The sequence below is a fragment of the Bacteroides sp. Ga6A2 genome (genome assembly GCF_000702225.1).
Lineage (GTDB): Bacteria > Bacteroidota > Bacteroidia > Bacteroidales > Bacteroidaceae > Ga6A1.
The window spans coordinates 1-13,045 of record NZ_JNKX01000011.1 but is presented as its reverse complement, the minus strand read 5'-3'; the positions used below and the strand labels follow the sequence as shown (position 1 = coordinate 13,045).

Here is a 13,045-nt window from a genome sequence, read left to right as displayed (position 1 = left end):
GTTAAATATTGCGAATGACAATTTGTTTTTTATGAGATTCTGCATGAAATTCGGATTGGATTCTTTCGATGAAATTGTCAGGAATAGAATCTTCACACGAAAAAATATCAACAGCAGCAGCTTTTTTTTCAGGCCATGTATGAATAGTAACATGAGATTTGGCGATAACAGCCACGTATGTAATTCCAACGGGCTGAAAAACATGCCAAGTTTCCTCCACGATTTTTGAATTGATTTCCTCTACGATAAGTTTCGTAATTTTCTTTAATGCTTCCAAATTATCAATAACCAACGTGTCACAATTAAAGAAATCGATTAATATTTCTTTTGCCATTTTATTAAATATTTGGCGGCAAAGATAATATATTTTTTAGTTTTAAGGGAATAAAAAACAAAGAAATGAAAAGCAGGAGAGATAATAAGAAAAATGTTATCCTATAATTAATGAAAGGTTTTATAGGATAACATTTGTGTCTTTATGATTTCTTTGTTCTTTTATTATAAATGCATTCTGCACTATAGGCGGCAAGAATTACTATTGTAAATAGTGATAAACAGAAAAAGACTCGAATCCGTAAGGAATCAAGTCTTTCTTTGTGAGCGGAAAACGGGACTCGGACCCGCGACCCCAACCTTGGCAAGGTTGTGCTCTACCAACTGAGCTACTTCCGCATTACTGAATGTTTTATATTGTGAAGAGAAGGAGACTCGAACTCCCACGGGACAACTCCCACTACCCCCTCAAAGTAGCGCGTCTACCATTCCGCCACCTCTCCAAAATATCTCGGTCATACCAGTCGTGCCCAGAACAGGACTCGAACCTGCATGTCCGCAAAGACATACGCACCTGAAACGTACGTGTCTACCATTCCACCACCTGGGCTTTATTTGAGCGGAAAACGGGACTCGGACCCGCGACCCCAACCTTGGCAAGGTTGTGCTCTACCAACTGAGCTACTTCCGCGTGGTTGCTTTGTTTTCAAAAGCGATGCAAAGATACAACTTATTTTTAAACCTGCAAACTTTTTGGCAGTTTTTTTATCGAAAATCTTCAATTGCACCAAAAATCACGTCAAGGTCGTCCAATTCGTTAAGGATTTTGCATCGCAGTTCGCGCGCAGCCTCTCGGCTTTCGGAACGGATAATCCACGGGCCGTTAGGGTCTACAACCTTGCTTCGTTCGTCAAAGCATCTTATTACCGCCTGAACGCGGTCGTTTATCTCGTCATTTACGAGTTCACTGTTCTCCGGAACTTGAAAATCGAAACTGAATAAAACCATAGTGAAACGTGTCTAAGAAAAAAAGGGAGAATCTTTTTCGAAACTCCCTTTTCGTATTATAATATGTGTTGTCTGATTATTTCTTCTCTTCCTTCTTTGAAGTAGATGCGCCCTTCAGTTCGGCTGGCTGCTTGTAACGCTTGTTAAGACCTGCTACAACCTCGTTTGTAATGTCGTAAGTCTTGTCGGCATAAAGAATGTTGTCGCCGCTCTTTGTAAGGATGAGGCTGAACTTCTTATCCTTGTTGTACTGAGCAAGGAAGTGGTTCAGAGAGTCGTGAAGAGTCTCGTTGTACTTGTTCTGCTCAGACTGGAACTCCTGTGCAAGGCGTCCCTGAAGAGCCTCGAGGCTCTGCTGCATCTGCTGAAGGTTTCTCTGCTCGTTCTCAGCCTGCTCGCGAGTGTAGGCGTTGCTCTGAATCTTGCGCTGGAAGTCGGCTGCTCTGTTCTGCAAAGCCTGACCTTTGCTTGCAAGAGTGCTCTGGATGCTCTCGCTTTTCTTTGTAAGAAGTGCTGTATAGTCCTTGGCAAAATTGTAATTGTTCATAAGAGAGTCAACCTCGACATAAGCAATTTTCATTGATGTGCCGGCAGCGGTAGATGCTGCGCTTGGTGTTGTCTCTGCGGTCTGGTTACACTGGGTAAACAGAAGTAATGTAGCAGCAGCGAGGCTGCCACACATAAGAGTCATTTTCTTCATTTTTCTTTTATAGTATATAATTTTATAATCGTTCTTTCACGGCTCTGGGATTGTCGAGGCGCATCTGAAAGTCTTGACTCTGTACGCAGCCCACTTTGTTATCTCTCATAGCCTTGTTTGCACCCACATGCTGGCTTCTGAATCTGCCGTTTTTCTTCAGCAGAATGTTAATACACATAAGTATCATTGATACGGCAAGTAGTGCCACACAAGTTAGTGCTAATTTTATCATTTTAAACGCAATTTGCCGCAAAGATACATTTTTTTTTGTAACTTTGCATAAAATAGACCTATAATTATGATATTTACCGATATTGAAAAGTCAAAGATTTTATTGTTCTGGGTTCAGGTTGAGGTTGAAGGATTGTCATGCGCGTCGCCGTCGGCTATGGAATTGAAGGAAAAGTTCATCCGAAGGGCTGCCGAAAAGTACGATATCTACTTGAAAAACAACCTTTACGAGACCGGCGGAGTGTTTGCCGTGCCTTTCAAGGACAAGGAAAACATTAGAATTGAACTGAATGTCTTTGCCTCGGAAATGGAGGACGAATATCGTGCCGTTCATCCGCAGATGGAGTGGCGAATGCAGAGTACCAATATATAATAATTGCATCCTTTGCGCGTTATTTAAGGTATGAAAAGGATTTCGTTTCTCTTATCGCTTGTCGTTGCCATGCTGCTTGCGTCTGTTGCTGTTTCGTGCAGCGTAGACGAGAGTTTCACGACAGACAGGTCGGCTTTGCTTTCGTTTTCGCAAGACACCGTTTCGTTCGATACGGTGTTTACATCGGTAGGCTCTTCTACTCAGAATATCCGTGTCTTTAACAATCAGAACGAAGGCATCAGAGTAAGCAATATCCGACTTGCATCTGGCGGAACATCTGGCTTCAGAGTGAATGTCGACGGCATGATGGGAACGGATTTCAGCGATGTTGAGATTCATTCGAACGACAGCATGTACGTCTTTGTCGAACTGACAGCCGACGTAACGGGCAAGCAAGACCCTGTGGAGATTAAAGATTCGCTGATTTTCATACTCGAAAGTGGAGTGATGCAGAAAGTTCTGCTGATGGCGAGTGCGCAAGATGCCGAAGTCTGCCGTGGATTGGTGGTAAATGCTGATACAACTCTTTCATCGTCAAGACCTTATCTGATATACGACAGCCTTTGCGTGGCAGAAGGTGCTACGCTCCGAATTGCCGAAGGTGTCAGACTGTTCTTCCATAGCGGGGCAGGGCTGAAAGTCTACGGGCGGCTCGAAGTGAACGGCTCTGTTGAAAAGCCCGTCGTGATGCGAGGCGACAGAACCGACCGATTGCTCTGGTATCTGCCTTACGACCGTGTAAATGCGCAATGGGAAGGAATAAGGATTTGCAAGTCGAGTAACGACAATATCATCGAAAATGCCGATATTCATAGCGGAAACTACGGAATTATCTGCGATTCGTCGGGTGTAGAGAAATCGAAACTTCTTCTCCGGAATTCTATTGTTCACAACGTGACGAAACACGGAATTTTCAGCAAAAATAACACCATCGAAGTGCTGAATTCGCAAATTACAAACGCTGGCGGAGACTGCGTTCACATTGAAGGCGGACGATGTCGTTTTGTACATTGTACCTTGGCGCAGTTCTATCCGTGGAGCGCCGACCGTGGAGTTGCGCTTAGATTCTCTGCCGACGAGCGTACGCCGTTGCTTGGCTGCGATTTTGTGAATTGCATAATTACCGGAATTGGCAAGGACGAACTCATGGGAATTCCGCCGAAAATGCCCGAAATTCCTTTCGACTACAACTTTGTGGGATGCCTTATCCGAACTCCGGAAGTTAAGGATAATCCGCGGTTTGCCGAAATTGTTTGGGATAATGAAATGCTTGCCGAAAAGCCGGGAATACCGAAAAAAGACAAGTCCGAAAAGCAGATTATTCAGGCTGCCAATTTTAGAAATATAGACCACGAAAACTTCGTCTACGACTTTCATCTCGACTCGCTTTCGCGCGCTCGCGGACGGGCTGTTATGGAAGCTACGGAATTTCTTCCGTATGACAAGGACGGCGTTGAACGCGTTGGAAAGCCCGACATCGGCTGCTATCAGTATAAAAAATAAACCAAACGAAGCCTATGAAAAACATCTTTGCGCAACTGGCTTTTGCCGCTTTTGTGTGTATTCTTCCGCATCAGAAAATGACGGCGCAGAACCGTTTTGTCGTGATGGAACTGAACTGCGAAAACCTTTTCGACACAAAGCACGACTCGCTTAAAAACGACAACGAATTCTTGCCCGGCGCAATTCGTGGCTGGAGTCCGCGGCGATATTGGAAGAAACTGGCGCATACGGCTCAGACAATTGTGGCGGTAGGCGAGGGACAGACTCCGCCCGACATTGTTGCGCTCTGCGAGGTGGAAAACGACTCGGTTTTGTACGACCTTACGCGCCGAAGTCCTCTGCGAAATCTGGGCTACAAATATTGCGTTACCGAATCGCCTGATGCGCGCGGAATAGATGTCGCGTTGCTCTATCAGCCAGAGACTTTCAAACTGATACAATCGGAATTCTTTCGTATCGAACAGAAGGCGGGACAACGCCCGACGCGCGACATACTTCATGTTTCGGGATGCGTGATGAGTGGCGACACGCTCGATGTCATGGTAGCGCATCTGCCAAGTATGCTTGGCGGAAGGTTGAAAAGTGAGCCTTTCAGAGTCCACGTGGCTGAGAAAATCCGTCAGACGGCCGATTCGATACAAAGCGTAAGGCATAAGCCGAAAATCATCATTATCGGAGACTTCAACGATTATCCCGATTCAAAACCTGTTGCCGAGGTCGTTGGTGCGGTCCGTCCGCCTGCGCAGAACGATTCGATAAAGGCAAATTCGTATTATAATCTGATGAACGGAAAGCAGAAAAAGAACGGTAATACTATTGGTACTTATCGGTATAAAGGATATTGGAACATCATAGACCAATGTATCGTAAACGGGCTCTTGCTTACGGATACAAAAAATCTGTGCACAACCTATGAGGATGCGCAGATATGCGATTTTGAGTTCTTGCTCGAACCCGATTTAAAGTTTGGTGGAATGAAACCCTTCAGGACGTATAACGGCATGAAGTATCGGGAAGGGTACAGCGACCACCTCCCGATACGTATTGTCTTTAGGGATTCTTTTTCTCGTTAGCCTTGTCAAGTTCCTCTTGCAGATACTTTCGCAGTTTTGTCTCCGTTCTTTCTCTGAACATCGCCTGAGACTCTTCGTATGAGTCGAAGTGCCTGATGGCGGGATTCGGATTGTTCGATGGGCGGAAGTCTGAACAAATCTTGCTCGATTTTGCAACGAATCTGATAGCCGTTCTTACGCTACATTCGCACACCACCGGATTGTCGAACCACTGCATGAAAGTGCCGTTTGCACATTCGAGGCAACAGACAAATTTCTTTGCGTCTGCCATAAATTAAAGCGGATATTCCTCGAAAGCGTAAAGAACTGTTGACAGATAGCGTTCGCCAGTATCTGGAAGCAGGGCAACGATGCGCTTGCCCTTGTTTTCCGGGCGCAATGCAAGTTGAAGTGCTGCGTATGCTGCCGCTCCTGATGAGATTCCGACAAGCAGACCGTCTTCCTGAGCCAGTCTTCGGCCTGAGCGGATGGCATCGTCGTTCTCTACTGTTAGAACTTCGTCAACAACGTTTGCATCGTAAGTCTTTGGAATGAAGTTCGCGCCGATTCCCTGAATCTTGTGAGGACCAGCCTTTCCTGTTGTGATGAGAGGTGAACTTGCTGGCTCAACAGCAACGATTTTTACGTTCGGATTCAACTCTTTCAGTCTCTTGCCTGTACCGCTTACTGTACCGCCAGTACCAACGCCGGCAACGAAGATATCAACCTTTCCGTCGGTGTCTTTCCAAATTTCCTCGGCTGTTGTTGCGTAATGTCTCTGAGGATTTGCAGGATTTTCGAACTGCATTGGGATGAACGAACCCGGAGTCTGTGCGTGGAGTTCGTTAGCCTTGTCAACTGCGCCTTGCATTCCGTCCTTTCCCGGAGTGAGTTCGATTTTTGCGCCGTAAGCCTTCAGAAGATTGCGACGCTCAATGCTCATCGAATCGGGCATTGTAAGTATAAGTTTGTAGCCCTTTACGGCTGCTACGAGTGCGAGTCCAACACCTGTATTTCCGCTTGTTGGCTCTATGATGGTTGCGCCCGGAGTAAGAAGGCCTTTCTTCTCGGCATCCTCAATCATTGCGAGGGCGATACGGTCTTTTGCGCTTCCGCCGGGATTGAATGATTCTACTTTTACTACTATTTCTGCTCCCGGATTAAGTTCTTTTCCGAAACGGTTCAGTCTTACGAGTGGTGTGCGACCGATAAGTTCGGTTAGTTGGTTTGCAATGTTGCTCATAATTGTATTTTTTTGTATGGTTTTTGTTTATGTTTGATATTGCAAAGATAGGGCGTTTTTTTGTTTGTTCCAATACCGACAGCAAAGTAATCGCATACCATCTATATGGTATATTTTGTTTTTCTGACTTTTTTACACTAATTTTGCAGTCTAAAATCAACCCTTTTATGGAAAATATAGCATTGTTATTATCGGGCGGTGTTGATAGTGCCGTCGCTCTTCATATGTTGTGTGAGCAGGGACATCGTCCTACTCTGTTTTATATTCTCATTGGTCCCGAAGAGAAGGAAGCGTGGAACTGTTCTTCTGAGGAAGATTGGGAAGTGTGCCAGTGGCTTGCGCGAAAGTACGACTGCAAGTTAGAGCAGATTGACCTTCATCACGAATATTGGGATCAGGTTGTAAAATATACGATGGACAAGGAGCGTCGCGGACTCACGCCAAACCCCGATGTGATGTGCAACAAACTCATAAAATTCGGTTGTTTCGAAGAGAAAATCGGACACGAATTCGACTTTACCGCTACAGGACACTATGCTCAGACTGTCATTCATAATGGTAAGGTGTGGCTGGCAACGAGTCCCGACCCGGTGAAGGACCAGACCGATTTCCTTTGCCAACTAAACTATCAGCAGGTAAGCAAGTCGATGTTTCCAATCGGTTCTCTGCACAAAGAAGAAGTGCGCGAAATTGCCGTGAAGAATAACCTCATCAATGCCAACAGAAAGGACAGTCAGGGCGTTTGCTTCCTCGGGCAGATTGATTTCCGCGAGTATGTGCGCCGATTCTTGGGAGAGCATCCGGGACGCGTAATTGACATCGATAGCCGAAAGATAATAGGCGAGCACAAAGGACTCTGGTTTCACACTATCGGTCAGCGCAAGGGACTTGGCTTTGGTGGCGGTCCGTGGTTTGTGGTTAAGAAAGACGTGAAGAATAACATTCTGTGGGTTTCGCACGGATACAGTCCGAAGGATGCCTACAGCACCGAGTGGTATATGGAAGATTTTCATTTCATAACCGAAAATCCGTGGGGCGAGGATGGTGGCGAGCATCGCATAACGTTCAAGATTCGCCACACGCCCGAGTATAACCCGGGAACAATTTCGATGCGCGAGGACGGCACATGGGGGATAAAGTCCGACGAGCCAATACACGGCGTTGCACCCGGACAGTTCTGTGTGGTTTACGACGAAGAGCACCGCCTGTGCATTGGCAGCGGTGAGATTCGTATATTCTAAACGATTACCGAATATGCTGAAAATCTGTAATTTTATAGCCCATTGGATGGGAGCGCTGGTGCTCCTTTCGGCAGTTGTTGCGGTGCTTTTTCCTGTGCCGTTCAATTATGTTAGCACATCGGCTATAAACCCGATGCTCGGACTGATAATGTTCGGCATGGGACTCACGCTCTCGCCAACCGATTTTCGCATTGTGGCGAGCCGCCCGAGGGATGTTCTGCTTGGCTGTCTGGCTCAGTTTACGGTCATGCCGCTTGTGGCTCTGGCTCTTACGCGCATCTTCGCACTTCCCGAAGAACTCGCTCTTGGAGTAATCCTCGTTGGCTATTGTCCGGGCGGAACGGCCTCGAACGTTATCACATATTTGGCAAAGGGCGATTTGGCTTTGTCTGTTGGCATGACTGCCGTTTCTACAATTCTTGCGCCCGTGCTTACGCCTTTGCTGGTGTGGCTTTTGGCCGGAACTATGGTTAATGTCGATACCTTCGGAATGTTGCAGAGCATATTGTATGTAGTTATTGCGCCGATAGTTCTCGGCTTGCTTTGCCAGAAGTTTCTGCCTAAGTTTACCCGAGGTGCCGTGGTTTATCTGCCTGCATTCTCGTCGGTGATGATTGCCTTGGTTGTAGCCATTGTTGTTGCGCACAGCGCCGGCAAGGTGCTGGACGGTGGATTGCTGGTTGTTCTGGTGGTTATGCTGCATAATGTCAGCGGATTGGCCTTGGGCTATCTGATAGGACATCTTCTGCATCTGTCTCACCCAAAGAATGTGGCAATAAGTATAGAGGTCGGAATGCAGAATTCAGGTCTTGCATCAAGCCTTGCCGTACTTCATTTTGCTGCTTTCCCGTTGGCTACAATCCCCGGAGCGATTTTCAGCGTGTGGCACAATATCAGCGGCGCGCTTGTTGCTAAGTGGTATGGGAGAGGAGAAAAGTGATAAGTGAAAAAAATAGTGATATTAGTAATATAAATATTGAGCAAAAAACGATAGAATCGCTTTTTTGTGATCCGAAAAGAGCCTGCGAAAATTAGAGAACTTATTAATCTTGCAGAATTTAAAGATGATTTTAATGAAGAAGATATCATTGAACGCAATAAAATGATTATAAGTAAGTTTGTTAGTTATCTGGATTCTGACAATTTGTTAAGTTAAAAAGTTTAAAACAATATTCAGAAGAGGGGGCTGCAAACATATAAAAAAGCGGTTACTGAATAATTTCATAACCGCTTTATTTATCATCTTTTAATCAAGCTTCAATACAGCGAGGAAGGCTTTCTGCGGCACTTCAACGTTGCCGATTTGCTTCATGCGCTTCTTGCCTCGTTTCTGCTTTTCGAGCAACTTTCTCTTTCGGCTGATATCACCGCCGTAGCATTTCGCCGTTACATCCTTTCGCACCTGCTTTACAGTCTCACGGGCGATAATCTTTGCGCCTATGGCTGCCTGAATAGCGATGTCAAACTGCTGGCGTGGCAGAAGTTCCTTCAACTTCTCGCACATACGTCGGCCGAAGTCTACCGAGTTGTCAACGTGCGTAAGTGTTGAGAGCGCGTCAACAGGCTCGCCGTTAAGCAGAATGTCGAGTTTTATCAGTTTGCTTGGACGGAATCCGCACTGGTGATAGTCGAACGATGCGTAACCCTTCGAGATGCTCTTCAGTTTGTCGTAGAAGTCGATGACGATTTCGCCCAGAGGCATGTAGAACTGAAGTTCAACGCGGTTGCCCGAGATGAAATCCTGCTTTATCAGTTCGCCGCGCTTGCCCAGACACAGAGTCATGATAGGACCGATGTAAGTGGCTGTGGTTATGATAGATGCCTGAATGTAAGGCTCTTCGATGCGGTCGATGAGCGTAACGTCGGGCATTCCGGCTGGGTTGTGTACTTCCTTGCAGTCGCCGTGCTTGTCGTAAACCATGTACGATACGTTTGGCACGGTGGTTATCACGTCCATGTTGAATTCGCGGTCGAGTCGCTCCTGAACAATCTCCATGTGCAGCAGTCCGAGGAATCCACAGCGGAATCCGAAGCCCAGCGCAACAGAACTCTCAGGCATGAAAGTAAGCGATGCGTCGTTAAGTTGAAGTTTCTCGAGCGATGCTCTCAGATTCTCGAAATCCTCGGTCTCGATAGGGTAAACACCTGCGAAGACCATCGGCTTCACTTCTTCAAATCCGGCAATAGCCTCCTTGCTTGGGTTGGCAATGTGCGTAAGCGTATCGCCCACCTTAACCTCGGTGGCTGTCTTGATGCCCGAAACGATGTAGCCCACGTCGCCGCAATGCAGTTCCTGACGTGGCGACAAATCCATCTTCAGAACACCGATTTCGTCGGCTGAATATTGCTTTCCGGTGTTGATGAACTCAACCTGATCGCCTTTCTTTATCGAGCCGTTTACAATCTTGAAGTATGCAATGATGCCTCGGAAGCTGTTGAAAACCGAGTCGAAGATAAGTGCCTGAAGAGGAGCGTTTTCGTCGCCTACAGGATGAGGCACTTTTTCGACAATGGCATGGAGGATGTCCTCAACGCCCTCGCCGGTCTTTCCCGATGCGCGTATTATGTCTTCGCGGTCGCAGCCTATAAGGTCTATGATTTCGTCCTCAACCTCTTCGGGCATGGCATTAACCATGTCGCATTTGTTTATAACCGGAATGATTTCGAGGTTGTGGTCTATAGCCATGTAAAGGTTCGAGATTGTCTGTGCCTGCACGCCCTGAGTGGCGTCGACAACAAGCAGCGCGCCCTCGCATGCGGCGATAGAGCGCGACACCTCGTAAGAGAAGTCTACGTGTCCCGGAGTGTCGATAAGGTTCAGAATGTATTTCTCGCCCTTGTATTCGTACTCCATCTGTATGGCGTGGCTCTTGATGGTGATTCCTCTTTCCTTCTCAAGATCCATGTCATCGAGCATTTGTCCCTCGGTAACCTTTATGGTGTTTGTGTATTCGAGCAGACGGTCGGCCAGCGTTGACTTTCCGTGGTCGATGTGTGCTATGATGCAGAAATTTCTGATATGTTTCATCTGTTATAAAATACGATTCGAAAATTGGGTGTAAAGATACAAAAAAGAACGTAAAGCACCAAATCGGCAGCCTCGCGAAGGCATAAAAATAAGTGGCATTGACGCTTGAAAGCGAACAATGCCACTCATTAAATCTTCTTACATTTAAAGCTTTGTTGTTTGTCGTTGCGAATGATGCTTTTACATAATCAGCATATTGCAGATGTAAAGCAATACGGCTGAAAATGCCGCTACCATAATTCTAATGACTTGTTCCATCTTTCCTCTCTTGTTTAATTGTTAAAATAAAAGTTCTTTAAAGTATAATACTGTTTACTAAAAATAGCGATTTCGCTATGAGTTCTGTAATCGGGAGCAAAGAAACAAAAAATATATAATATGAACAAATATTATTAAATATAAATGCATTTTTTTAACATTTATTAGTTAATTTTTGTTTTTTCTTCTTTATTTTTGCGCAACCAAAAAAACATAAAACGATGAGAAAATATCTGATTATAGTTCTGTCGGCTCTTCTCGTTGCCGGATGTGCATCGCGAAACCTTAAAAGAACGAAAATCAAGGAGTTTGCCGAGCAGCAGAACGACCGTTGTCCGGTGCGGATTGACAAGAACAACGTGCTCGACAGCGTAAGTTACGACGAAGACAAGAACGTTTTCGTCTTCAACTACTCGTTCGACGGCGAATTTCTTAAGCCCGATGTTCAGCAAAGACTGAAGTCGAAGATGAGGGAGACTCTGCGGGACAATATTGTAAACGATGTGAGCCTGAAACAGCAGAAGGACGAGGGCGCAACGCTGCAATACAAGTTCTACGGAAACGGAAAACTGATTATCTCCGAAACTTTTACGAAAAACGACTATTGATTTGGAAGAAGAAAAGGCAACTGCCGCCCGATGCAAGAAAATCGGACGGCAGTTTTTTATATCTTAAATTCAGAAAATCAGTAAACTACATAATTCTTGAATCGTTGCAGACCTTCTATTAAAACCGCTCTTGGGCAGGCTATGTTTATGCGCACAAAGTCGATGCCCGATGTGCCGTACATCGTTCCTTCGTTCAGGTAAAGTCCTTGAGCCTGAAGAAGTTCGCCGCAAAGTTCGTCCGACGGCTTGCCCAGAACCGAGCAGTCAACCCACACAAGATACGTTCCTTCGAGTTTTGTAACAGGGAACTGAGGCAGATTGTTCTCGAAGAACTCGCACAGACACAAGTAGTTGTCGTACAGATACGCGTTCAGTTGTTCGAGCCATTCCGCTCCCTTGCTGCTGTATGCCGCTTGCAGAGCCTCCACGCCAAACGGATTTACGTCGCAAACCTCGTTTATGTTTATGGCGCGGTCTACTTTTCGCCTTGTCTTGTTGTTTGCAATCGTGATGTTTGCAATCTGTAGTCCAGCAATGTTAAATGCCTTGCTTGGCGATGTGCACACGGCGCAGTTGTCCAGAATTTCTGGCGATATTGAGGCGAATGGAGTGTAGCGGTGTCCCGGCATCACAAGTTCGCAATGAATTTCGTCGGCAATTACGAAGACATCGTTCTTCAGGCATATTTCGCCTATGCGTGCGAGTTCGTCGCGTGTCCACACGCGTCCGGCAGGGTTGTGCGGATTGCACAGAATCATTACCGTTGTCTTAGGGTCGGCAGCCTTCTGCTCAAGGTCGTCGAAGTCAATTCTGTAAGTGCCGTCCTCGTATATCAGTTCGTTGCATAGAACCTCGCATCCGTTGTTTTTTATCGACGAAAAGAAGCAGTTGTAGACCGGAGTCTGCACCAGAACCTTGTCGCCCGTCTGTGTCATTGCCTTTATTATTGCCGAGATGGCAGGCACAACGCCCGATGTGTAGATTATCCATTCCTTCTGCATGAGCCAGTTGTGGCGATGTACAAACCAGTTTGTAACCGCATCGTAATAACTGTCGGGCACGGCTGTATAGCCAAATATGCCGTGTGCAACCCTCTGCTGAAGTCGTTCTATAATATAAGGTAATGTTCTGAAATCCATGTCGGCAACCCACATCGGCAGAAAGTTCTCCTTGTCCGAAACGTCCCACTTGTACGAGTTTGTGCCGCGTCTGTTCACTATCTCGTCAAAATTGTATGTCTCCATATAAAATGATTGGTGAAAAATGTTATAGCAATGGGCAAAGATAGCCAATGTTTGCCTCATCTGCAAGTTTATTCTTTGACAATTCAAAGCAATTAACAATTCACAGTTGACAATTAACAATTCAGAATTCATAATTCAAAATTGCTTTTATAATTGCCGAGGATTTATAAGAGGGTGTGTCAAAATAGGCACATCCTTTTTTTATATCAAAGCCCCGACTTTCTCAAGCCAGGGCTTCGTTATGTCGTAAAGTTTTCGTATCTTTACAACATGCAATATAAAA

The 13,045-nt window shown here is 45.8% G+C and carries 14 protein-coding genes and 4 tRNA genes; 6 read left to right on the top strand and 12 right to left on the bottom strand.

Features of this window, described 5'->3' with window-relative positions; genetic code table 11:
* Window position 1: 1 nt before the first annotated feature.
* The 8 genes from speD to T538_RS0102375 form a co-directional block, all read right to left on the bottom strand.
* Window positions 2–334 (bottom strand): adenosylmethionine decarboxylase, encoded by a 333-nt coding sequence (gene speD / locus T538_RS16935; RefSeq protein WP_034538764.1) that lies wholly within the window; start codon window positions 332–334, stop codon window positions 2–4.
* 265 nt (window positions 335–599) lie between these two features.
* Window positions 600–672: transfer RNA gene (locus T538_RS0102405), tRNA-Gly, on the bottom strand.
* Window positions 673–693: 21 nt separating this feature from the next.
* A tRNA-Leu gene (locus T538_RS0102400) sits at window positions 694–776 on the bottom strand.
* Window positions 777–800: 24 nt separating this feature from the next.
* A tRNA-Leu gene (locus tag T538_RS0102395) sits at window positions 801–883 on the bottom strand.
* Window positions 884–891: 8 nt separating this feature from the next.
* A tRNA-Gly gene (locus tag T538_RS0102390) sits at window positions 892–964 on the bottom strand.
* Window positions 965–1,038: 74 nt separating this feature from the next.
* Window positions 1,039–1,281, bottom strand: a complete 243-nt coding sequence (locus T538_RS0102385; RefSeq protein ID WP_031531915.1) for a hypothetical protein — start codon at window positions 1,279–1,281, stop codon at window positions 1,039–1,041.
* A gap of 76 nt (window positions 1,282–1,357) precedes the next feature.
* Window positions 1,358–1,981 carry an OmpH/Skp family outer membrane protein gene (locus T538_RS0102380; protein ID WP_031531914.1) on the bottom strand — a complete coding sequence of 208 codons (624 nt, stop codon included), beginning with the start codon at window positions 1,979–1,981 and terminating at the stop codon, window positions 1,358–1,360.
* 22 nt (window positions 1,982–2,003) lie between these two features.
* Window positions 2,004–2,213: a hypothetical protein gene (locus tag T538_RS0102375; protein ID WP_031531913.1), complete on the bottom strand. Its 210-nt coding sequence runs from the start codon at window positions 2,211–2,213 to the stop codon at window positions 2,004–2,006.
* Window positions 2,214–2,279: 66 nt separating this feature from the next.
* Between T538_RS0102375 and T538_RS0102370 the strand changes: the two genes are divergently transcribed.
* From T538_RS0102370 to T538_RS0102360, 3 genes are read left to right on the top strand one after another with little or no spacing between them, the layout of a single operon-like run.
* Complete coding sequence (locus T538_RS0102370; RefSeq protein ID WP_031540756.1) at window positions 2,280–2,585, top strand: hypothetical protein; 306 nt, start codon at window positions 2,280–2,282, stop codon at window positions 2,583–2,585.
* A 30-nt stretch (window positions 2,586–2,615) separates the two neighbouring features.
* A complete protein-coding gene (locus T538_RS0102365) occupies window positions 2,616–4,088 on the top strand; it encodes a right-handed parallel beta-helix repeat-containing protein (RefSeq protein WP_031531910.1) in 1,473 nt (490 codons plus the stop codon).
* A 14-nt stretch (window positions 4,089–4,102) separates the two neighbouring features.
* Complete coding sequence (locus tag T538_RS0102360; protein ID WP_051655826.1) at window positions 4,103–5,161, top strand: endonuclease/exonuclease/phosphatase family protein; 1,059 nt, start codon at window positions 4,103–4,105, stop codon at window positions 5,159–5,161.
* Here the strand turns inward: T538_RS0102360 and T538_RS0102355 are convergent.
* Window positions 5,139–5,432, bottom strand: a complete 294-nt coding sequence (locus T538_RS0102355; RefSeq protein WP_031531908.1) for a hypothetical protein — start codon at window positions 5,430–5,432, stop codon at window positions 5,139–5,141. The genes T538_RS0102360 and T538_RS0102355 overlap by 23 nt on opposite strands.
* 3 nt (window positions 5,433–5,435) lie before the next feature.
* Complete coding sequence (gene cysK / locus T538_RS0102350) at window positions 5,436–6,383, bottom strand: cysteine synthase A (protein ID WP_031531907.1); 948 nt, start codon at window positions 6,381–6,383, stop codon at window positions 5,436–5,438.
* A gap of 167 nt (window positions 6,384–6,550) precedes the next feature.
* On the opposite strand from cysK, the gene mnmA reads away from it, so the two are divergent.
* Window positions 6,551–7,624, top strand: a complete 1,074-nt coding sequence (gene mnmA / locus T538_RS0102345) for a tRNA 2-thiouridine(34) synthase MnmA (RefSeq protein ID WP_031531906.1) — start codon at window positions 6,551–6,553, stop codon at window positions 7,622–7,624.
* Between the two features lie 13 nt (window positions 7,625–7,637).
* The gene (locus tag T538_RS0102340) at window positions 7,638–8,564 is read left to right on the top strand and encodes a bile acid:sodium symporter family protein (RefSeq protein WP_031531905.1); all 927 of its coding nucleotides are present in this window, start codon (window positions 7,638–7,640) and stop codon (window positions 8,562–8,564) included.
* Between the two features lie 306 nt (window positions 8,565–8,870).
* On the opposite strand, the gene lepA is transcribed toward T538_RS0102340, so the two are convergent.
* Complete coding sequence (lepA, locus tag T538_RS0102330) at window positions 8,871–10,652, bottom strand: translation elongation factor 4 (RefSeq protein ID WP_031531904.1); 1,782 nt, start codon at window positions 10,650–10,652, stop codon at window positions 8,871–8,873.
* Between the two features lie 479 nt (window positions 10,653–11,131).
* Here lepA and T538_RS0102325 point away from each other — a divergent pair, with 479 nt between their 5' ends.
* A complete protein-coding gene (locus T538_RS0102325; RefSeq protein ID WP_031531902.1) occupies window positions 11,132–11,518 on the top strand; it encodes a hypothetical protein in 387 nt (128 codons plus the stop codon).
* Between the two features lie 77 nt (window positions 11,519–11,595).
* Here T538_RS0102325 and T538_RS0102320 read toward each other — a convergent pair whose 3' ends face one another.
* Window positions 11,596–12,762 carry a MalY/PatB family protein gene (locus T538_RS0102320; RefSeq protein ID WP_031531901.1) on the bottom strand — a complete coding sequence of 389 codons (1,167 nt, stop codon included), beginning with the start codon at window positions 12,760–12,762 and terminating at the stop codon, window positions 11,596–11,598.
* Window positions 12,763–13,045 lie beyond the last annotated feature (283 nt).

Coding starts and splice junctions, on each gene's coding strand:
- T538_RS0102355 (WP_031531908.1), bottom strand. CDS start 5,432: ATGGCAGACGCAAAGAAATTTGTCTGTTGCCTCGAATGTGCAAACGGC.
- T538_RS0102320 (WP_031531901.1), bottom strand. CDS start 12,762: ATGGAGACATACAATTTTGACGAGATAGTGAACAGACGCGGCACAAAC.
- T538_RS0102360 (WP_051655826.1), top strand. CDS start 4,103: ATGAAAAACATCTTTGCGCAACTGGCTTTTGCCGCTTTTGTGTGTATT.
- lepA (WP_031531904.1), bottom strand. CDS start 10,652: ATGAAACATATCAGAAATTTCTGCATCATAGCACACATCGACCACGGA.
- T538_RS0102365 (WP_031531910.1), top strand. CDS start 2,616: ATGAAAAGGATTTCGTTTCTCTTATCGCTTGTCGTTGCCATGCTGCTT.
- cysK (WP_031531907.1), bottom strand. CDS start 6,383: ATGAGCAACATTGCAAACCAACTAACCGAACTTATCGGTCGCACACCA.
- T538_RS0102380 (WP_031531914.1), bottom strand. CDS start 1,981: ATGAAGAAAATGACTCTTATGTGTGGCAGCCTCGCTGCTGCTACATTA.
- T538_RS0102375 (WP_031531913.1), bottom strand. CDS start 2,213: ATGATAAAATTAGCACTAACTTGTGTGGCACTACTTGCCGTATCAATG.
- mnmA (WP_031531906.1), top strand. CDS start 6,551: ATGGAAAATATAGCATTGTTATTATCGGGCGGTGTTGATAGTGCCGTC.
- T538_RS0102385 (WP_031531915.1), bottom strand. CDS start 1,281: ATGGTTTTATTCAGTTTCGATTTTCAAGTTCCGGAGAACAGTGAACTC.
- T538_RS0102370 (WP_031540756.1), top strand. CDS start 2,280: ATGATATTTACCGATATTGAAAAGTCAAAGATTTTATTGTTCTGGGTT.
- T538_RS0102340 (WP_031531905.1), top strand. CDS start 7,638: ATGCTGAAAATCTGTAATTTTATAGCCCATTGGATGGGAGCGCTGGTG.
- T538_RS0102325 (WP_031531902.1), top strand. CDS start 11,132: ATGAGAAAATATCTGATTATAGTTCTGTCGGCTCTTCTCGTTGCCGGA.
- speD (WP_034538764.1), bottom strand. CDS start 334: ATGGCAAAAGAAATATTAATCGATTTCTTTAATTGTGACACGTTGGTT.